The organism is Cupriavidus sp. FW305-27, assembly GCF_058787995.1.
This window is the reverse complement of the sequence record NZ_JBYTAG010000006.1, coordinates 51,259-71,603: the sequence shown is the minus strand read 5'-3', so window position 1 is coordinate 71,603 and position 20,345 is coordinate 51,259. Positions and strand designations below refer to the sequence as shown.

Genomic DNA, 20,345 nt, shown 5'->3' with positions numbered 1-20,345 from the left:
ACATCGGCACAAATGCGGCGAAAGGGAGACTGCACATAGATGATGACAATCATCTATTGAATAAAGTATGGGCATCATCTAAACTCCGGTCAAGGCATAAATCCCGAAGAGGTCTTCAGATGGCACGCGCATCACGCGAACAAACCGACAAGAACCGCGAGGCGATCGAACAGGCGTCGTCGCGCCTGTTCCGCGAACGCGGACTGAATGGCGTCAGCGTTGCCGAGTTGATGGCCGACGCGGGCCTGACCCATGGCGGCTTCTATGGCCACTTCGCCTCCAAGGACGCGCTGGCCGCGCAGGCCTGCAAGCGCGCGTTTGAAGAATCGACCGCCCGCTGGGAACGCCGCCTGGCCCGCGCCGATGGCGACCGCAAGGCCATGCTGGCCAACCTGGTTGAGCCCTACCTGACCGCCGCGCATTGCGCCAACCCGGGCGTGGGTTGTGCCGCCGCGGCGCTGGCCGTGGACGTGGCCCGCGAGCCGGCCGGCAAGCCCGTGCGCCAGGCCTACGTGGAAGGCTTGCGCGCGTTGGTGGACGACATGGCGCAGACCGTTGAATCCGATGACCCCCAGCTGCGCCACGATGAAGCGCTGGTGCGCATGGCCCTGCTGGTCGGCGCCCTTACGCTGGCGCGTGCCGCCGACGGCGATCCGCTCTCCGACGAGATGCTGAATGCGGTGCGGAGCCGCCTGCTGGGCAGCACCGCCTAAACCCCGTTTTCCCCAAGGCTGAGACACCCCGCCGCCGTCAGACACGGCGGGGATGGCTTCGCTTTGCCCTTTGCCAACGCCTTCCCGGACCCTGACAACGAGACCCCCATGTTCGCGCAAGCCCTTTCCAGCCGGCTCGACCGGCGCGGCATCCACTACGCGTGGCTGGTCGCCGCCCTGACCTTCCTGGTGATGCTCACCACTTCGGCCGCGCTTGGCCTGCCTGGCGCCTTCCTTAAGCCGCTGACCAAGGAGATGGGTTGGAACACCGACCAGATCTCATCGATCCTGGCCTTTCGCTTTGCGCTGTTCGGGCTGATGGCACCGTTCTCGGCGCTGCTGATGGATCGCTTCGGGGTGCGCAACGTGGTCTGCGCCGCGCTGGCGCTGATTGCCGGTGGCATGGCGCTGGCCACCGTGACGACCGAGTTGTGGCAGCTCTTTGTCGCCTGGGGCCTGATGCTGGGCGTTGGCTCCGGGCTGACCGCGCTGGTGCTGGCGGCCCTGGTTGCCAACCGCTGGTTCAGCGCGCGGCGCGGGCTGGTGATCGGCATCCTGACGGCCAGCGCGGCGACGGGGCAACTGGCCTTCCTGCCGGTGGCCGCCTGGCTGATCGAGCATATGGGCTGGCGCGTGGCCGTGCTGCCGGTGCTGGCTGCCTGCGCGGCGCTGGCGCTGCTGGTATTCGCACTGATGCGCAACCGACCCGCCGATGTCGGCCTGGCGGCGTTTGGCGATATCCCGGCCCATCCAGCCACGCCGCCCGCCGCACAAACCGTCACGCCGTTCACGCTGCGCGGGCCTTTCCTGGTGCTGCGCGATGCCGCCCGTACCCAGACCTTCTGGGTACTGGCCGGCACCTTCTTCATCTGCGGCCTGAGCACTAACGGGCTGATCCAGACCCACTTCATCGCGCTGTGCGGCGACTTCGGCATGGGCCCGGTGCCGGCCGCCTCGGCGCTGGCGATGATGGGTGCGTTCGATTTCATCGGCACCATCCTGTCGGGCTGGCTGTCGGACCGCTACGACAGCCGCAAGCTGCTGTTCTGGTACTACGCGCTGCGCGGCCTGTCGCTGTTCTGGCTGCCGCATTCGACCTTCACGCTGTACGGCCTGTCGATCTTTGCGATGTTCTACGGCCTGGACTGGATCGCCACCGTGCCGCCCACTATCAAGCTGGCGGCCACCGCCTTCGGGCGCGAACGCGCGCCGATGGTGTTCGGCTGGATCTTCGCGGCCCACCAGATCGGCGCGGCCGTAGCAGCGTTCGGTGCGGGGTTGAGCCGTACGCTGCTGCTGACCTATACGCCGGCGCTGTACGCGGCCGGTGCGGCCTGCATGGTTGCAGCATTGCTGGCGCTGATGGTCAGCCGGACACGCGCTGCGGCGGCAACCGAGGCAGCGCGGGCATAACCTGCGCTGCCTCGGTGCCAGCCTCAGCCTGGATGAAGCGCGGGCGCCGCTGATCCAGACGGCGCAGGCCCTGTCGGTGAACCAGCTAGCGGGAGAGAAGGCGTGAAGGGAAAGCCGCCGGTTCAACCGCCCTTTATAGCCCGCCTTGGCGTCCGAGCTTCCTACTGTGTGACGACCACTTCCACCCGCCGGTTCGCCGCGCGGGCGGCGGGGGTCTTGTTGTCCGTCAACGGCTCGGTGTCGCCTTTGCCGATGGCTTCGAGGCGTCTCTTGGCGACGCCCTGGCTGGCGAGGTATTCGCTGACCATGGCGGCACGCTCCTCGGACAGGACCTGGTTGGACGGGTAGCGGGCGCTCTTGATGGGCTGGTTGTCGCTGTGGCCGATCACCTGCACCTTGCCCTGCAACTTATTGATTTCGCCCGCCACTTTGTTCAGCGTCGGCGTCAGCTTCGCATTGACCTCGGCCCGGCCCGCGCCGAACATGTCGTCGCCGCGAAACACTACGGTGCTGCGGTGGTTGTCGTCCCTGACAGCTACCACGCCGCGCGCGATCTCGTCCTTGAGCAGCTCGGCCAGGCGCAACGCCTTCGGTGCGGGGGGTGGAGTCAGGTTGCCAATGGCCCCGATCTGTTGCACTACGTCACGCTCCTGGAGCATCAGCTGGTACTTGTAGTATCCGGCCAGGCCAGCGACGGCCAGAAGGCCCGCGGTGCAGGTCATCCAGACCGGGATGCCGCTCAGGTGATGGAAGCGGCCAGGCGGGGCGGGCTGCGAGTGGGAAGACAGTTCCTTGGGCACTGGCCCGTTGTGCTTGCTGATCGCATCGAGCAGGCGTCCCCGGATCGCGTGCAGTTGCTGGTCACCGTCCGCCATGCCGCGATACCGCCCCTGAAACCCCAGCGAGAGGATGTGGTAGTAGACCTCGATGGTGCCGATGTTCTCGGCCACCGATTCCACCAACCGGCCCAGGATGAGGAACACCTTGGTGCCGCCCTCGCGGTCCTGGTGAAAGGTCGAGGCCAGGGCGCTGCCAGGCCATGCGCCCAGCGAAGCCGCACTGCCGCCGCCCCACTCGGTATGGCTCACGGCCTCATCCAGCGCGGTGCAGAGTGCGTAGTGCGCGGCGGTGGTGTGTTTGCGGTCGATGTTCAGTCGGTCGCACACCGCCTGGAAGGTGCGCAATTCCTGCTCCAGCAGGGTGCGCAGACGTTCCACCTCACCGCGCTTATCCAGCTTGGGCGGGATGTCTGCCAGTGCGCGCAGCAGCGGCCTGGCGGCTTTCAGCAGGGGATTGCGCGCACCGTTGATCTCGGCAATGCGGACCTCGATGGTCTTGGCTGAAGGGAGAAGCTTCGTGGCGGGTTCCTGAGTCTCCTGACCGGTTACGGCCTGCCTGGCAGAGGAGCCTGGTTTCGGCGGCCGTGTCCGTTGCGGCGCCGGATCATCTTTGTCTAGCCATGCTGTCATGTTGGCGTTCCTTCAAGGATTGACGGATGCGGCAAGAGCGGTGCATTTGCCATCATGCGTCCGTCACAGTCTTGGCATCGGGAATCCCGAGGGGATGACTTTTTCCATGGCCTTCCTGCCTTGATCGATGACTGCATCCCGGGCGGCATCCGCTGCGCGCCCTGCTGCGTCGCCCAATGCCCGCATCGCCCTGTCCTTGGCGGCATCGATTTCGCGCTCGACGGCCAGAGCGGTATCTTGCACCTTGTCCAACACGCCCTTTGCGCTCATGCCGAGGTGCCGCACTGCCTTGCTGTCGCCGACAAAGAATGTCCTGGCCCACCCGTAGCCGCCCGGTGCGTATTCGTGGAAATTCGGCACACGGAACCAGGCACGGCTGTCGTGGATGTAGTTATCGAACAACTCAATGGCTGCCTTCTCACGCAAGGCAAAGTCGTCCACGGCCTTGGCAGCGGTCGTGGCCCTCAGGTAGAGGATCATCTCCGGCGCAGGTTCCACCAATACGTCATCGATGGGCCAATAACCGCGAACGGCAGCGCTTTTGGTCAAGATATCGTCGTCGACCATAACGAGCAGCTTCGAATCCGTGCGTGGACGCTCTGCGCGGGGCATCGCCAGGTACTTGAAACCATTGGCGACCCGTTCCGCTGCCCCGATGGGTGAAAAAGCCGGCCGGGCCATCATTTCCTTCCGCACATTCAAGCCGGGCTGAAGTTCAGGGTGCAGGTATCCCAATAGCAACTGGAATTCCTCAGCCGCCTCCAGCAAGTCGGTGCGGTCATTGGTGACAAAGTCATCGGCACCTTCCCCAGGGCGGCAGTCGGCCGGGTTCTTGCCAACCGCCTCCGCCATCAGCTCATTCTCCCGCGCGGCGATGGCGGCATCGTTCGCGGCAATCTTGGCCTCCAGGGCTCGGCGCTTGGTCAAACCCGCCATGTCCTGCGAAGTCGTCTGGGGAAACATTGCGCGGTCTCTGAGCTGCTGGACCTGAAGCTTCAACTGGATGCTGTCCTGTTCCAGCTTCTGGATTACGGGATCGGCCTTCCTTGCCTTATCCACGTCAGTGCGCAGTTGCTGGGGAGTCTTGCTGTCCTCGCGCTTGTTCGCCGGCTCCGCGCAATAGTGGTAGAACCCTTGGTTGGTAATGTAGGTGCCGGTGTGCCAGCGTGCGCGCAAGGCGCGCCATTGCAGGCTTTGCCGCAGGCCAAATTCGAGGGCCTTCTCCACGCCGTCAATGGCGGGCAGGGTTGCCCGCCAATCGTTGAAGGCCTTGGCGACGGCAGGGTCGATGGCGAAATCCTGCATGTTGTTCGCATCCATCCGGTCTTCGTCGTTCTTGGCATCCACCAGCCGCAGCGGCACACCGACCTTCAGTGCCTCGATGTACATGTCGTGCAGCGGAATCTTGCCCAACCGGTGGCCCTCGCCCTTGACCGACTTGCCCTGATCGCCCGGCGCGTAGCTGCCACCCACGTCCGAGTGGACGCCCGGGTAGGGCACTTCCAGCAGCTTGCTGTCGCCTGCCGGGTAGCTCTTCCCCTTCCGGATGGAATCCAGCGGGAAGCTCATGCGTTGTTCATGCATGGAGAAGAAATGCACGCACCGCCGCACCTGGGCGGGAATGTTCAGGGCGCCGCCCCCTGCCGCCCAGAAATGCCCGTCGAAGTATTCCAGATCCACGGCGGATTGAAACGACTCGGGCGGGCCCACCGACGCGACCGTATCGAACAGCCCCAGGAAGTTGACTTCGTAGTCGATCTTGCCCGCCAGCTTCCCGGCCTTGGCCCAGTAGTTGATCAGCTTGCTGACGAACACTCGGGCGCCCGCCGCGCCGCGCGAAAAGCCAAAAACGTTGACGTATGCCTTCCTGACGAGACGATTGCGTTTGCACTGGCGAACCAGCGAGTCGTATAGGCTGCCGAGGTGCTTCTCCTTGGCAGTGAGTAGGGAGGAACCCAGGTTCCAGTCGAGCTTCGCACAAATCTTGGCAGCTTCGTCATCTTTGATGAGACCATTTTCGTCTCCCGGAACCATAGCTTGGTACACGGCGTTCAGCACGCGCGTGTAACCCCAAGCACAGCGTTTGGCAAAGCCGCTCGCAAAAGCCTTGCCACTACTGCTATAGGTGTGTTCGCCCAATTCGGGAAAGAGCGTACCGACTCCCGCAATGTAAGAACTGAAGATCCCCTGCTGCGGGCGGGTAGGGCAGGCCCGGAACAACCGCGCAACATTGGTATGCGTCTTGTAGGTAGAATCCCGCCAGCGGGCAGGAGTTCTGACATCATCATTGTTGTTGGTGCCATCGAAGAACAGGTTGATGTGAATTGTCTGTTCACAGTCGCCATGGGGATCGTCCACGGTGGTCTTGCCATTCTGGTAGGCGCGCTTTCCCTCGGGAAGGCGACCCTTATCCGTTTCCGGCATGGCAATAGGCAGGCGGAAAGCGGTCATCATTGGAACCTCTTCAGTGCTTGCTGGGTCAGGGCCTCGTCACGTACACCTTGAACGACGAAAGGGTCGTCTTCTGTGGGCTTCGTTCTGACGGAATTGTGACCATTCGCATTGCCGTCCATGACCATCACCTTGACACGATCCCCCGGTAGGAATATCGCCCAGAATCCGTAGGTATCCGGACCGTATTCCGGCACGGTGACCGTTGCGGTCAGCACTGCCAGCCCGCTTCTGTCCTTGTAGTCGAAGGGCTTGCGGTCACGCTCCCATTTGATCTTCAGTTGCGTATTTGGCTTCCAGAATTTCGGAATCCCGATACAGCATTTCTCGCCCGCTTCGCCAGGGCCTTCTTTGTATGCAGGCCCCATGTTTGCGCCGCCGCCGTTCATGCCCCGCGGCCCGGTGACGCTGAAGCTATAGATGGCATCTGACGAGTAGTTCAGCCCGCGCACCCCACCCCCATAGATTTCTTCCTTGGCGGCTCCGCCGGCGGTATCGGCCGATAGGTGCTCCTTCTCAACTCCAGCGGTGGTTTTTTCCGCCAAGTCAGTCCGCGATTCCCCCGAGCATGCCGAAAGGGCTCCAAGCGCGCCCAGCAACACCAGCGCGGCGAACCATGAAGGAAGGCGCTTTCGCATCAAGCTACTTGTTCTCATCGTTCTTCTCCGTTTGTTGATCGGCCTGCGTGACGATCACACGGTTCCCCACGTAGTCCGCTATGCAGGCGTTGAAGGTGCGCCCTCGCTCATCATTGGAACCTCTTCAGTGCTTGCTGGGTCAGGGCCTCGTCACGTACACCTTGAACGAGGAAAGGGTCGTCATCTGCGGGCTTCGTTCTGACGGAATTGTGACCATTCGCATTGCCGTCCATGACCATCACCTTGACACGATCCCCCGGTAGGAATATCGCCCAGAATCCGTAGGTATCCGGACCGTATTCCGGCACGGTGACTGTTGCGGTCAGCACCGCCAGCCCGCTTCTGTCCTTGTAGTCAAACGGCTTGCGGTCGCGCTCCCATTCGATGCGTAGTTGCGTGCCGGGCTTCCATGGCTGAGGGATGCCGACGCAACACATCTCGCCAGGTTCGGCAGGCCCTTCTTTGTATGCAGGCCCCATGTTTGCGCCGCCACCGTTCATTCCTCGTGGCCCCGTGACGTAATAGCTATAGATGGCATCGGACGAGTAGTTCAGACCGCGAGCGCTGCCGGGACTTACGTGCTCCTTCTCAGCTCCAACCGTGGTTTTTGCCGCCAAGTCAGTCCGCGATTCGCCTGAGCATGCGGAAAGGACACCGAGCGCGCCCAGCAACACCAGTGCGGCTTGCCATCGATGTGCGCGCTTCCGATTCAAGCTATTTCTTGTCATCGTTTCTCTCCGCTTGTTGATCGGCCTGCCTGGCAAGCACGCGCTTCCACACGTAGTCAGGAACATGGGCCATGCAGGCGTTGAAGCTGCAGCCCTCGTGCATCCGTTGTTCCAACGCGCGGTACACGTCTGGATCTTGATCAAAGTCGGCGCCATAGCGGTACGAGTATTGGCAGTACCCAAGGCGGTCGGCGGGCTCGATGAGCCGCCAGGCAGCCACGCGCTTGTAACGCGCAACGAAATCCAGGAAGCGCGGCAGGTAGGGACCATCGCCCGGTACGGTGCCGTCTTCAACGAGGCCCGCCAGCATCTGATCCGGCTCGCAGTGCGCCATGAAGTCATCAACCTGCTGCTCATCGAATGCAATGGCAACTGGTGTCGTCTCGAACTGATTGCCGTTCAGCGGCCCATCCAGTCGCTTCCACTCGGGATCATGGCCGCGGTACTTCCACTGGAGAATGGGTTCCATCAGCTTGTGCGTCGTCTCTTCGCCCCACAGCGTCATGACTGTGCGCAGGTTGCGCGGATCGAAATAACGCACCATGGCGTTCAGCCCGTCGCCGAGGTCGGCGATCAGGAACTGCCGCAGGTGCGTGGCGAGCGCGTCGATTCCGATGCGGCTCCAGATCAGGGTCATGCAGGGGGCGAGCAAGTCCAGTTCATCCAGCCTGGCAAGCCACGGTTCGCCTGCATCTGCAATGTGCGCCAGGAACAGCGAGGCGTCGCCCGCTTCTTCCTCGGGAAGGCCGGCATACACATTACGGTGCTCGGTGGCCTCGCGCATCAGGTCACCAATCAGCAGCGGGTGCTGGGCGCCGTCGGCGAGCGCGTAGATATAGACGGTGTTTGGTTCGGTTGTCATCGCCGGTCTCGGGTCAGCGCAGCAGCAGGCCCGTGTTGCGCCTGGCTGCCTTGAGCAGGCATTCCAGGCAGACCTGCTTTGTGCTCAGTTCCGTCGGGATGCTGTTAGGCCCGGTCAGCAGCTTGCTGGCGGCGTGGACGGTGAACCTGCCGTTGGTGCCATGCTCGATGTTGCCGTCCAGTCGCAGGTAGCTGCCGCCGCCTGCCAGCAACAGTTTCTGCCTGGCCTGAATGGTGATCTCGTCGGCGGTCAGGGTGATCTTGAGCTTCGCCAGCAGATTGATATTGTTCTTCAGGGCTTGCAGGTCGATATCGCCCATGTTTGCAACCAGCTTCATGCCAGCCTCATAGGCGAACATGCGCAGCGCCTTGCGCACGCTGGCAAAGAAGCCGCCACCGGCGGTGACGGACAGGTGTTCCCCCGTGGTCAGTGCGGTGTCGCCACCGCTGGCGATGTGGGTCGAACCCGCTGCCGTGGAGACGATGCCGGCGGGGCTGGCCGATACCAGATGGGGGGCGGTAAATTCCTTCAGTTCGCCTCCGCCCTGGATTTGCTCGAGCTGCTTCTCCAGCAGTTTTGCAATGTCGGTCTGTTCGCCGTCCTGGGCCTGGGCTTCAGTCGCCTTCTCTCCCATGGTGGCGGCAATGCCCTGTGCCTGTTCGAGCAACTGGACGACATCCCGCACATTCATCGCGTTGCCTTCAGCGTTCAGGCGCGAAAAGGTGGTGATAAGCAGGCCAAGTGCGGCACGCAGCGCGCCATGCGCGTCGGTGCGCAGTTCGAACCCTTCTCCCCGCTTGTCCTTGCGTCCCTCCCAACCCCTCACCCGGACAATGTGGCCCAGGGCCAGCAGGCTGTTCTGGTAGTCCGACCCGACTTGCACCTGCTGCTGGCCCTGCGTGTCGTCGTAGAGGGTCTGGTTGCGGCCTTCGCCGAACAGTTCCTTGCTCTGGTAGCCGGACAATGCATGCTGGCTGGGCAACTGCCACGGCGGCAGGTTCAGCCGGTTATTGACAGGCCCGATGATGATTGGCCGATCCGGGTCTCCGCCCTCGTATATGACAATGACTTCCTGGCCGATGCGCGGCAGGTGCGTGTTGCCGAAACGACCGCCCGATGAAAAACCGGTTACGCGAATCCAACAGGAGCTATTCTCGTCAAAACTACCGTAACGATCCCAGACAAACTGGCAGCGCACCCGTCCCAGATCATCGCTCCAGATTTCCTGATTGGCCGGGCCGACGACCCTGGCGATGTGATGCCCGCCGATGTAAGGCTTCTTGACCGACTCGGGCCGGAAGATTTCGCTGGTGGGCTGGGCTTCGAATTCCACCTCGCAGCGCCATTGCTGGTCGCTACCCGCGAACTCGCCCACGTCCTCGATTAGCAGGCGCGTAGCGAAAATCAGGTACTCGCGGTTGGCCTTAGCACGCAGGAAGCGCTTCAGCGTAAAGGTGTGGCCCGGCGCCATTGCGCGCACGTTGCCCTGGCCGCGCACCCGCACGCCGTGTTGCCGCAGGCGTTCCATATTGATGCGCGCCAGCATGTCGCCTTCCTTGCGGGCGTCATTGCCGGACTTGGGCTGAACGTAATCGCCTGGCCAGCTGTACAGTTCATAGGTGGCATGGCTGGTCTCGCGGGGGTCGTCAACGGAGACATTCAGGTCGGCGCGGGGCTGGTTGTAGTCGTAATCCCCGTGCGCCCACGAGCCTGTAATCAGGCAATCGCGTACCTCGAATTGGTGGAGGTGTTCTTCGTCCACCCGGTCCGAGGATGGATACCAGTTGATGGTGTGATACGCGGGGCTGGGGATGTTCTGGAAGGCGCCATTGCCATCCGTCAGCACCATGCGGTGATGGCCGTTCGTGTGCTCCCAATGGAAATTCAGGCCCCACTCTGCGAGCAGCCGGCGCACGAACTGGTAGTCGGTCTCGCCGGCCTGCAATTGATACTGGCGCTTGGGATACTCGATGAGTGAAAGCCGGCGCTCGACCGGAAATGTATATCTGCTCAGCACCACTTCCACGATTTCCAGGACATTCATGTTCTGGAACCGCTTGAAGGTGGAGGTGAGCGTGCCGAGCCAAAACCAGGGGCGCAAGGTCAGGCGATAGCGAATGCGCTCGTTTTCGTGGTAAGGGCCGCGCACATCGGTGACGATCCCTGTTATCTCGCGCTTGCCCCTGCCGAGGCCGCCGTCCAGGCCGCTGCCGGAGCCGTCCAGTTCGATACTGACTGTCAGCTCCTTGCCTTGCATGGCTTCCAGGTCGAAATCGCCCGCCGGACCGTACAGGACATTGCGGTCGTCCGGCGTCTTGAGTTCCAGCTCATACTCGAACAGCGAATTGATACCCTCGGTGCCGGACAGCCTGGAAAATACTAGCAGCGGCTGTCCCAATAGTTCCGGCAACCCATCACCGGATACGGTAACGGTACGGGAGGAAAACGGTAATCGGCTACCCATGCGAAGCACTCCGTGGAGTTGAACGCTTTCGTGCCGAAACAAACTAGTGACTGGATACGCTGCGTCTCGCGGCACGCTATCGCTGCGGCGGTCATTGAATGACGGCGCTGCAACTCAAGATGGATAGTAAAAATGGTGCTGCCGAAAAAATAAATCAGGCGATTCTGATTTTGCTCTTCAAGAAAAATGAAGCCAGAATTCAAAAAAAACCGAATTCACCAGGGACAGCCTGCTCGCAACGGCATGCAAGCCGCGCCGCCGCCGTAAAGAAATGCGACAGCTGCTGGTCGGCCACGAAGAATATGGCGAAGAACACCGACCCCATGCCGTATCCACGGCCACACGGGGCTCCGCAAGCAATGTTTCACCTCGGAACCTGAAAGCGCGGGTTCCGCCCCCTTCAGCCTTTGCCCTTGCCCCTGGTCGCGGCGGCTTTCCCCTGCGTGCGCCCGACGGCCCGTTTTGGCACGGCCTCCGGCTTCGCCGCCTGGGCCGACTTCATCAAGTTGCTTTCGCTGGTGGTCACACCCACGATCCGGGCGAGCTGCCGGCTTACGCTGATGTAGGCGTGGCCCATGCGGGCATCGAAATACAACGCATCGCCCCGCGCCAGGTGCAGCTTCTCGCCGTTGTCGAAATGGATTTCGATCTCGCCGCTGAGCACATAGACAAACTCCTCGCCGGGATGGCGCGAGAAGTCACCGGGGCCCTCGATGCGGCGCGCATGCACGGTGCCGACCACCGGGCTCATCTGCTTGCCGACGGCCTCTGTGCCAAGAAACTCATAGGTCAGCGACGATCCCCGGTAGGTCACGCCCGCGCCGGCCCGGGTCACGACCGGCCCCTGGAACGGTGACGTCTTCGTGCCGGCACCCGCGAACATCGAGCCCATGTCCATCTGCAGCGCCTGGCCCAGCGCGGCAAAATTCTCGTAGCCCAGCGCCAGTTGCCCGCGCTCCGCACGCGAGATGGTGGTGATCGAGACTCCCGACAGTTCGGCGAGGTGCGCCAGCGTCCAGCCAAAGGCCTTGCGCGCCGCGCGCAGGCGCTTGCCAAAGGTTTCACGGTCGAGCGTGCGCGACTCGCCGTCATCGGTCCCGATGCCGCTGCCGCGCCCCTGGGCGGTGTGTGGTTTCAAGCCTGCGTCCTTTTTTCCGTTGGACGGAATGCTAACAGAGCAGACCGCGCCAAGGCTTATCCCCTTGCCGCCCACCTTAGCGCAAGATTTGCGTATCCGCAATTTGCATATACGCAAATTCTTGCCTACACTCACTCCCATTCCGAATGCATGAGCGCCCCGCAGGCGCTCTCCTGCCACCTGATCCATGCACCCGACTCACGCTGCCTCACCGATTCGAGCCGACTATCTCATCATCGGAGGCGGCATTGCCGGTGCTTCCGTCGCGTACTGGCTCGCGCCCCATGGCCGCGTCATCCTGCTCGAACGCGAAGCCCAGCCTGGCTACCACTCGACCGGCCGCTCGGCGGCGTTGTTCATGGAAAGCTACGGCACCACGCAGGTCCGCGCGCTGACGATGGCAAGCCGCGCCTTCCTGCAGGATCCGCCGCCGGGTTTTGCCTCGCACCCGCTGCTCACGCCGCGCGGCGCGCTGATGGTCGCCGGCCCCGGGCAACAGCATTTGCTTGACGCGCACTGGGACGTGGTGCGCGCCGTCGATCCCGACGCCCGCCTGCTGAGTGCCGCGCAAGCGTGCGAGCGCGTACCAGCGCTGCGCGCGGAGCAAGTGATCGGCGGCGTTTATGAGCCCGGCGCCGCGGACATGGATGTGGACGCGATCCACCAGGGCTACCTGCGCGGCATGCGCCAGGCCGGCGGCAAGCTGGTGTGCGATGCCGAAGTCACGGCCATGGCACGCGTGCGGGACCACTGGCGCGTGGAGGCTGGCGGGGCGGTATATGCGGCACCGGTGGTACTCAACGCCGCCGGCGCCTGGGCCGACGTCATCGCGCGGCTGGCCGGCGTGCAGCCGCTGGGGATTGAACCCCGCCGCCGCTCTGCCTTCGTCTTTGCTCCGCCCGCGGATATGGACACCAGCGGCTGGCCCATGGTCTTCGGCGCCGACGAGGACTGGTACATCAAGCCCGATGCCGGCATGTTGCTGGGCTCCCCGGCCAATGCCGACCCGGTCGAGCCACAGGACGTCCAGCCCGAGGAAATGGATATCGCGCTTGCCATCGACCGCATCGAGACCGCGACCTCGCTCAGGATCCGCCGCCCTGCGCGCACCTGGGCCGGGCTGCGCTCCTTCGTCGCCGACGGTGACCTGGTGGGCGGGTTCGACGACGCCGTGCCGGGCTTCTTCTGGGTGGCGGGCCAGGGCGGCTACGGCATCCAGACCTCGGCGGCCATGGGCGAGACCTGTGCCGCGCTGGCGCGCGGCCTGCCGGTGCCGGCGCATCCTGCTTCGTTCGGCCTGAGCGCCGGGATGCTTGGGCCGGCGCGCCTGCGCCGCCTGGCCGCTTCGGCCTGAATCGCGCTTTCCCCCAACCGCTAATCCCCGACTGACCAGGAGCCAACCATCGTGCGTGTCTTCAGTGCCTCCCTCGCTACCGAAACCAACACCTTTGCGCCGATGCCCACCGGCCTGGCGTCCTTCAGGGATCGCGGCTACTTCGCGGCCGGCCAGCATCCTGACCAGATGACGTTTTTCTCAGGGCCGCTGTGGGCTGCACGGATCCGCGGCAAGGAGCGCGGCTGGCAGCTGTGCGAAGGCATGGTCGCCGGCGCGCAGCCCAGCGGCACCACCACCCGCCATGCCTACGAAACCCTGCGCGAGGAACTATTGGCCGACCTGCGCGCGGCGCTGCCGGTGGACATGGTGCTGCTCGGCCTGCACGGCGCGATGGTGGCCGATGGCTATGACGACTGCGAGGGCGACCTGCTGCAGCGTGTGCGCGCCATCGTCGGCCCGGACGTGGTGATCGGCGCGGAGCTGGACCCGCACTGCCACCTGACGCCCGAGATGACGGCATACGCCGACGTGATGGTCGCCTTCAAGGAATACCCGCATACCGACGTGCTGGAACGCGCGCTGGAACTGGTCGACCTGTGCGCGGCCACGGTGGCAGGCAAGGTTCGCCCGGTGGCGGCGGTGGTCGATTGCAGCATGATCGTCACGGTCCACACCTCGCGCGAGCCGGCGCGCGGCTTCATCGACCGCATCCAGTCGCTGGAAGGGCGCGACGGCGTGCTGTCGATCTCGCTGGCGCATGGGTTTTCATGGGGCGATGTGCCGGCGATGGGCACCAAGGTCCTGGTCTACGTCGATGGCAACCAGGCCAGGGCCGATGCGCTGGCGCGGCAACTCGCCGACGAACTGATCGCCATGCGCGACGGGCTCACGGTGCGCTACCCGGACATCGACACCTCGCTTGACGAGGCGCTGGCCTGCGACGGCGGGCCAGTGGTGCTGGCCGACGGCGCCGACAATCCCGGCGGCGGCGCAGCCAGCGACTCCACCTTTGTCCTGCGTCGCATGATCGAGCGCGGCATCGGCAATGCGGCGGTCGGCCCGATGTGGGACCCGATCGCGGTGCGCATCGCCTTCGATGCCGGCGTGGGCGCACGCCTGCGGATGCGCATCGGCGGCAAGATCAGTCCGCTATCGGGCGACCCGTTGGATCTGGACTGCACGGTCAAGGCTCTGCTGCCCGACATGGTGATGACCGGGCTGTCCGACGCGCCGGTGCCGATGGGCGACTGCGCGCTGGTGGAAGCCAACGGCATCGACATCGTGCTGAACACGCTGCGCAACCAGGCCATGGGCACGGACATGTTCACCCAGCTGGGCTGTGACCTGGCGCGCAAGCAGATCATCGTGGTCAAGTCCTCGCAGCACTTCTACGCGTCCTTCTCGAAAGTGGCAAGGCACGTGATCTACGCAGGCGCCCCGGGGGCCGTCACGCTTGACCTCACGACCCTGCCCTATCGCAAGATCCAGCGGCCCAAGTGGCCCCTGGACAGCGCCGCGGCCTGAGCGCCGGCCGCCTGGCTGCGATCACGACAACAACGACAACGAAGAAAGCGGAGACTGCACATGACACCAAACCGATCCCTGTCCGCCGCGCTCGCGGCGGGCGCCCTGGTCCTGGCAGGCGCCAGCCTTCCCGTGCTGGCACAGACCAAGACGCTCAAGGTCGTGGCGCATGCCGACCTGAAGATCCTCGATCCGACCTTCACCACGGCCTACATCACGCGCAACTTCGGCTACATGGTCTACGACACGCTGTTCGCGCAGGACGCCAGGGGCAAGCCGCAACCACAGATGGTCGAGAAGTACAGCAGCTCGAAGGATGGCCGGCAGTGGAGCTTCACGCTGCGTCCCGGCCTGAAGTTCTCGGATGGCAGCGCGGTTACCTCGGCCGACGCGATCGCCTCGCTGCAGCGCTGGGGCGCGCGCGACAGCCTGGGCCGAGCCATGGGCGAAGCCGGCGCCGAGTGGAAGGCGGTCGACGCGCGCACGTTCACGCTGACGCTCAAGGAGCCCTTTGGCATGGTGCTCGATGCGCTGGCCAAGCCCTCGGGCTATCCCCCGGTGATCCTGCCGGAGCGCCTGGCCAGGATGCCCGCCACCGCGCCGCTGCCCGAGGTGCTGGGCTCCGGCCCCTTCATCTTCAAGCGCGACGAATGGGTGCCGGGCAACAAGGCGGTGTTCGTGCGCAACCCGCACTACGTGGCACGCAGCGAGCCCGCGAGCGGCCTCGCCGGCAGCAAGCAGCCCCGCGTGGACCGCGTCGAATGGCTCTACCTGCCGGACGCCAACAGCGCCATCGCGGCGCTCAAGCGCGGCGAGGTCGACCTGATCGAACAGGTACCGCCGGACTACATCACCCCGCTGCGCGGCGACGCCAGCATCAAGATCGGCTCGGGCGGCGCCTACCAGGGCGTGCTGGTGATGAACCAGCTGCATCCGCCATTCAACAACCCGAAAGTGCGCCAGGCCTTCCTGCAGGCGGTCAGCCAGGAACGCTTCACCGCGGCCATGGGCTATCCGCTCGACATGCGCATCAACTACTGCGCCACCTTCTTCATCTGCGGCGGCCCCAATGATACCGCTGCCGGCGCCGAACCGTACCGCAAGGCCGATCCGGCGCGTGCCAGGCAGTTGCTGGGTGCGGCGGGCTACAAGGGCGAAAAGGTGGTGCTGCTGGTGCCGACCGACATTCCCCAGCTCAACGCTGAAGCCCTGATGGCGGCACAGACCATGCGCAGCATGGGCATGAACGTCGACATGCAGAACATGGACTGGGCCTCCATCGGCGCGCGCCGCGCCAAGCGGGATGCGCCCGAGGCCGGGGGCTGGAATATGTACGTGACCGTCGCGGGCGAGTTCGATGCCGATTCCCCGATCACCAATGCCTACCTCAGCGCCCCCTGCGGCACCAGCCTGCCCGGCTGGCCCTGCGACAAGCCGCTCGACGCACTGCGCACGGCCTGGGTCCGCGAGACCGTGCCCGCCAAGCGCAAGGAACTGCTCGATGCCTTCCAGAAGCGCGCCTATGAGGCGGTGCCCTATGTGAACGCCGGCCAGTACTCGTCGGCGTTCGCGGCGCGTGCCAGCCTCAAGGGCATCGACAAGATGTGGGCCGGCATGCCCACGGTCTGGATGCTCGACAAATAACCACGAAGCACGAACCACCGGGGGAAACACGACAATGGGCTACCTGCTCAGACGCCTGGCCGCGACGCTGCCCGTGATGGCAGTGGTGGCCGTGGTGGTCTTCCTGCTGATCCACTTGTCGCCGGGCGATCCGGCGGCGCTGATCGCAGGCGACCTCGCGACCGTTGACGACATCGCCAGGCTGCGCGGCGTGCTGGGGCTGGACCAGCCGCTGTGGCGGCAGTTCTTGCTGTGGCTCGGCCGGCTCGCCACCGGCGACCTCGGCACCTCCATCTTCACCCAGGTGCCGGTGGCGCAGTTGCTGGCACAGCGGCTGGAGCCGACCGTCTCTGTCGCCGCGCTGACCATGCTGCTGACCTTGCTGGTCGCGGTGCCACTGGGAACGCTGGCCGCGTACCGCGCCGGCAGCTGGGTCGACCGGCTGGTAATGCTGTTCGCGGTGCTGGCATTCTCGCTGCCGGTGTTCCTGGTGGGCTACCTGCTGGTCTACGCCTTTGCCATCCAGTTGCCGTGGTTCCCGGTGCAGGGCTATGCGCGCCTCGCCGACGGCGCCGGCGCATGGCTGCGCAGCCTGGTGCTGCCCTGCGTCAACCTGGCGCTGGTCTATATCGCGCTGGTGACGCGCATGACGCGCGCCACCGTGCTGGAAGTGCTGCATGAGGACTACATCCGCACTGCGCGCGCCAAGGGCCTGGGCGTGCTGCCGGTGCTGGGCCACGCGCTGCGCAACGCGGCGATCCCGATCGCCACCACCGTCGGCATGGGCATCGCGCTGCTGATCGGCGGCGTGGTCGTGACCGAGACCGTGTTTGCGATCCCGGGTGTCGGCCGCCTGGTGGTCGACTCGGTGCAGCGCCACGACTACCCGGTGATCCAGAGCGTGCTGCTGGTCTCCGCCGGGGTCTACGTGCTGATCAACCTGATGATCGACCTCAGCTACCGGCTGTTCGATCCGCGCATCAAGTACTGATGGCTTTCGCCGCGAGACACTGCTGACATGACCACTTCCCTGCCCGCGACCGAACCTGCCGTACCGGCACCCGACCATGCGCCTTTCGTGCTGCCGCGCTGGCACTGGGCGCGCAAGCACCCCACGCTGATCTTGGGCGCGCTGCTGCTGGCGGTGATCGCCGTGCTCTCCCTCGGCGCGCCCTGGATTGCCACCGTCGACCCGCAGGACATCGACCCGCTGGCGCGCATGCAGCCGCCATCGGCCGAGCACTGGTTCGGCACCGACGCGCTCGGCCGCGACGTATTCAGCCGCGCGGTCTGGGGCGGCCGCGTCTCCATGATCGTGGGCCTGTCGGTCGGGCTGCTGGCAACCGTGTCCGGCGTGCTGCTGGGCCTGGTCGCAGGCTTCGTGCGCCGGGCGGACTCCCTGGTGATGCGCGTGATGGACGGCCTGATGGCAATCCCGGGCATCCTGCTGGCGATCGCGCTGATGGCCGTTACGCAGGCCAGCCTGGGCGCGGTGATCATCGCCATCGCCATACCCGAGGTCCCCCGCGTGGTGCGGCTGGTGCGCTCGCTGGCGCTGACCCTGCGCGAGCAGCTCTACGTCGAGGCGGCGCATGCGGTCGGCACCCGCCTGCCGGTGATCCTGATGCGCCACGTGGTGCCCAATATGGTGGCGCCGCTGATCGTGCAGGCCACTTTCGTGGCCGCCACCGCCGTGCTCACGGAAGCCGCGCTGTCGTTCCTCGGCGTCGGCGTGCCGGCCCAGATGCCGAGCTGGGGCAACATGATGGCCGAGGGGCGCAATTTCGTGGCCGTGGCCTTCCACATCATCCTGTACCCGGGCATCCTGCTGGCCGCGACGGTGCTGGCCATCAACCTGCTCGGCGACGGCCTGCGCGACGCGCTCGATCCGCGCCTGGCGCGGCAACTCTGAATCCGGGAGCGCAACCATGACCATCACGATGTCGCGCGCGATGTCCCATGTCAGGCCGGCCACGGGCGAGCCGCTGCTCGAAGTGGAGGACCTCCATACGCATTTCGACACGCTCACCGGGCCGGCCCGCTCGGTCAACGGCGTCTCGTACACCGTGCGTGCCGGCCAGACGCTGGGCGTGGTGGGCGAGTCAGGCTGCGGCAAGAGCGTGACGGCGCTGTCCATCATGCGGCTGCTGCCCACGCCGCCGGCACGCATCCGCGGCGCTGTGCGGCTGCGCGGCACGGACCTGTTGCAGCTCAGCGAACGCGAGATGCGCCGCATCCGCGGCAATCGCGTCTCGATGATCTTCCAGGAACCGATGACCTCGCTGAACCCGGTGCTGACGATTGGCCGCCAGATTGGCGAAACCGTGCAGCTGCACCAGGGCGCGAGCCGCTCCGAGGCGCTCAGGCGCGCGGTGGAAATGCTGCGGCTGGTGCAGATCCCAGAGCCCGAACGCCGCGTCAACGAGTATCCGCACCAGCTTTCGGGCGGCATGCGCCAGCGCGTGATGATCGCGCTGGCGCTGGCCTGCAATCCCGAGGTGCTGATCGCCGACGAACCCACCACGGCGCTCGACGTGACCATCCAGGCGCAGATCCTGGACCTGATCCGCCGCCTGCAGCAGGAATTGGGCATGGGCGTGGTGATGATCACGCACGACCTGGGCGTGGTGGCCGAATGCTGCGACCGCGTGATCGTGATGTACGCCGGGCTCAAGGTCGAGGAAGCCAGCGTCACTGAGTTGTTCGACCGCCCGCTGCACCCCTACTCCCGCGCGCTGATGGCATCGATGCCGTCGATGAACACCAGCAGCCGCCGCCTGGCCGAAATCCCCGGCCTGGTGCCCTCGCCACAGGAAGCGCGGCGCGGTTGTGCCTTCGCGGCACGCTGCGCGCATGCCAACGCGCGCTGCGCGCGCGAGCTGCCGCAGCTCACACGCCACGGTGGCGACCATGCGGTGGCCTGCTTCGCCGTCGAGGAAGGCCGCATCGAATGCAACCCGCAAGCCCAGGAAGCCATCGCATGAGCACAATCTCCGCCACGCCAGCGCCCCTGCTCAAGGTCGACCGCCTGAAGAAACACTACCTCGCACCGCGGCGCTGGCTGGCACCGGGCAGCCCGCCGATCCAGGCTGTGGACGGCGTGTCCTTCACCGTGGAGCACGGCGAGACGCTATCGCTGGTCGGCGAATCCGGCTGCGGCAAGACCACTACTGCCAAGTCGGTGCTGCGCCTGATCGAGCCGACTTCAGGCTCGGTGCAGCTCGACGGCGAGGAACTGCTGGGCCTGCCGGCAAGCGCCATGCGGCAGCGCCGGCGCGACCTGCAGATCATCTTCCAGGACCCCTATGCCTCGCTCAGCCCGCGGCTGACGGCGGGCGAGATCGTGGGCGAGCCGCTGCGCAACTTCGGCCTGCAGTCGCGTGCCGAGCGCAACGAGCGCGTGCAATGGCTGTTCAGCAAGGTCGGCCTGCGGCCCGAAGCCGTGCGCAAGTTCCCGCACGAGTTCTCCGGCGGCCAGCGCCAGCGGCTGGGCATCGCGCGCGCGCTGGCACTCAACCCGAAGCTGATCGTCTGCGACGAGCCGGTATCGGCGCTCGATGTTTCCGTCCAGGCGCAGGTGGTCAACCTGCTGATGGACCTGCAGGCCGAGTTCGGCATCGCCTACCTGTTCGTCGCGCACGACCTGGCCGTGGTGCGCCATATCAGCCACCGGGTCGCCGTGATGTACCTCGGCCAGATCGTCGAACTGGCCGACCGCGACACCTTGTTCTCGGCGCCGCGCCACCCCTATACCGAGATCCTGCTGTCCGCCGTGCCGGTGCCCGACCCGCGCAGGCCCGCGCGGCGCCTGCTGCTGCAGGGCGATCCGCCCAGCCCGGCCAATCCGCCGGCAGGCTGCCGCTTCCACACGCGCTGCCCGCATGCGCAAGCCCGCTGCAAGGAGCAGGCCCCCTTGCTGACCGAACGTCCCTCCGCCACCGGCATCCACCACGTGGCCTGCCATTTCCGCTGACCGCCACGCTCCA

The 20,345-nt window shown here is 65.2% G+C and carries 17 protein-coding genes; 10 read left to right on the top strand and 7 right to left on the bottom strand.

What is annotated here, in order from left to right:
* The first annotated feature begins 119 nt into the window (after positions 1-119).
* Together AC3WRI_RS04305 and AC3WRI_RS04300 are read left to right on the top strand one after the other, a co-directional pair.
* Positions 120-713: a TetR/AcrR family transcriptional regulator gene (locus AC3WRI_RS04305; protein WP_011617038.1), complete on the top strand. Its 594-nt coding sequence runs from the start codon at positions 120-122 to the stop codon at positions 711-713.
* 108 nt (positions 714-821) lie between these two features.
* Complete coding sequence (locus AC3WRI_RS04300) at positions 822-2,126, top strand: MFS transporter (RefSeq protein WP_011617037.1); 1,305 nt, start codon at positions 822-824, stop codon at positions 2,124-2,126.
* A 161-nt stretch (positions 2,127-2,287) separates the two neighbouring features.
* Here the strand turns inward: AC3WRI_RS04300 and tssL are convergent, their stop codons facing one another.
* The 6 genes from tssL to AC3WRI_RS04270 all read right to left on the bottom strand — a co-directional run bounded on the left by tssL (position 2,288) and on the right by AC3WRI_RS04270 (position 10,738).
* Complete coding sequence (gene tssL, locus AC3WRI_RS04295; RefSeq protein ID WP_011617036.1) at positions 2,288-3,595, bottom strand: type VI secretion system protein TssL, long form; 1,308 nt, start codon at positions 3,593-3,595, stop codon at positions 2,288-2,290.
* Between the two features lie 63 nt (positions 3,596-3,658).
* Positions 3,659-6,049, bottom strand: a complete 2,391-nt coding sequence (locus AC3WRI_RS04290; RefSeq protein ID WP_011617035.1) for a T6SS phospholipase effector Tle1-like catalytic domain-containing protein — start codon at positions 6,047-6,049, stop codon at positions 3,659-3,661.
* Positions 6,046-6,702 carry a DUF3304 domain-containing protein gene (locus AC3WRI_RS04285; protein ID WP_439672658.1) on the bottom strand — a complete coding sequence of 219 codons (657 nt, stop codon included), beginning with the start codon at positions 6,700-6,702 and terminating at the stop codon, positions 6,046-6,048. The genes AC3WRI_RS04290 and AC3WRI_RS04285 overlap by 4 nt, the downstream gene beginning before the upstream one ends.
* Positions 6,703-6,794: 92 nt before the next feature.
* A complete protein-coding gene (locus AC3WRI_RS04280; RefSeq protein ID WP_439672657.1) occupies positions 6,795-7,412 on the bottom strand; it encodes a DUF3304 domain-containing protein in 618 nt (205 codons plus the stop codon).
* Positions 7,399-8,274, bottom strand: a complete 876-nt coding sequence (locus AC3WRI_RS04275; RefSeq protein ID WP_010812478.1) for a DUF4123 domain-containing protein — start codon at positions 8,272-8,274, stop codon at positions 7,399-7,401. The genes AC3WRI_RS04280 and AC3WRI_RS04275 overlap by 14 nt, the downstream gene beginning before the upstream one ends.
* Before the next feature lie 13 nt (positions 8,275-8,287).
* Positions 8,288-10,738, bottom strand: a complete 2,451-nt coding sequence (locus AC3WRI_RS04270) for a type VI secretion system Vgr family protein (protein ID WP_011617031.1) — start codon at positions 10,736-10,738, stop codon at positions 8,288-8,290.
* Positions 10,739-10,836: 98 nt separating this feature from the next.
* On the opposite strand from AC3WRI_RS04270, the gene AC3WRI_RS04265 reads away from it, so the two are divergent.
* Positions 10,837-11,118: a hypothetical protein gene (locus AC3WRI_RS04265; RefSeq protein ID WP_155737077.1), complete on the top strand. Its 282-nt coding sequence runs from the start codon at positions 10,837-10,839 to the stop codon at positions 11,116-11,118.
* Between the two features lie 20 nt (positions 11,119-11,138).
* On the opposite strand, the gene AC3WRI_RS04260 is transcribed toward AC3WRI_RS04265, so the two are convergent.
* The gene (locus tag AC3WRI_RS04260) at positions 11,139-11,876 is read right to left on the bottom strand and encodes a helix-turn-helix domain-containing protein (RefSeq protein WP_011617030.1); all 738 of its coding nucleotides are present in this window, start codon (positions 11,874-11,876) and stop codon (positions 11,139-11,141) included.
* Between the two features lie 187 nt (positions 11,877-12,063).
* On the opposite strand from AC3WRI_RS04260, the gene AC3WRI_RS04255 reads away from it, so the two are divergent.
* The 7 genes from AC3WRI_RS04255 to AC3WRI_RS04225 are packed head-to-tail and all read left to right on the top strand — an operon-like array spanning position 12,064 to position 20,332.
* A complete protein-coding gene (locus tag AC3WRI_RS04255; RefSeq protein WP_011617029.1) occupies positions 12,064-13,230 on the top strand; it encodes an NAD(P)/FAD-dependent oxidoreductase in 1,167 nt (388 codons plus the stop codon).
* Positions 13,231-13,281: 51 nt separating this feature from the next.
* Positions 13,282-14,736 carry a M81 family metallopeptidase gene (locus AC3WRI_RS04250; RefSeq protein ID WP_011617028.1) on the top strand — a complete coding sequence of 485 codons (1,455 nt, stop codon included), beginning with the start codon at positions 13,282-13,284 and terminating at the stop codon, positions 14,734-14,736.
* Positions 14,737-14,796: 60 nt separating this feature from the next.
* Positions 14,797-16,380: an ABC transporter substrate-binding protein gene (locus tag AC3WRI_RS04245; RefSeq protein ID WP_011617027.1), complete on the top strand. Its 1,584-nt coding sequence runs from the start codon at positions 14,797-14,799 to the stop codon at positions 16,378-16,380.
* A gap of 34 nt (positions 16,381-16,414) precedes the next feature.
* Complete coding sequence (locus AC3WRI_RS04240; RefSeq protein ID WP_010812471.1) at positions 16,415-17,350, top strand: ABC transporter permease; 936 nt, start codon at positions 16,415-16,417, stop codon at positions 17,348-17,350.
* Between the two features lie 27 nt (positions 17,351-17,377).
* Positions 17,378-18,271: an ABC transporter permease gene (locus tag AC3WRI_RS04235; RefSeq protein ID WP_439669938.1), complete on the top strand. Its 894-nt coding sequence runs from the start codon at positions 17,378-17,380 to the stop codon at positions 18,269-18,271.
* Between the two features lie 16 nt (positions 18,272-18,287).
* Complete coding sequence (locus AC3WRI_RS04230; RefSeq protein ID WP_454750182.1) at positions 18,288-19,343, top strand: ABC transporter ATP-binding protein; 1,056 nt, start codon at positions 18,288-18,290, stop codon at positions 19,341-19,343.
* Complete coding sequence (locus tag AC3WRI_RS04225; protein ID WP_010812468.1) at positions 19,340-20,332, top strand: ABC transporter ATP-binding protein; 993 nt, start codon at positions 19,340-19,342, stop codon at positions 20,330-20,332. Before AC3WRI_RS04230 ends, AC3WRI_RS04225 begins: the two co-directional genes overlap by 4 nt.
* The last annotated feature ends 13 nt before the right edge of the window (positions 20,333-20,345 follow it).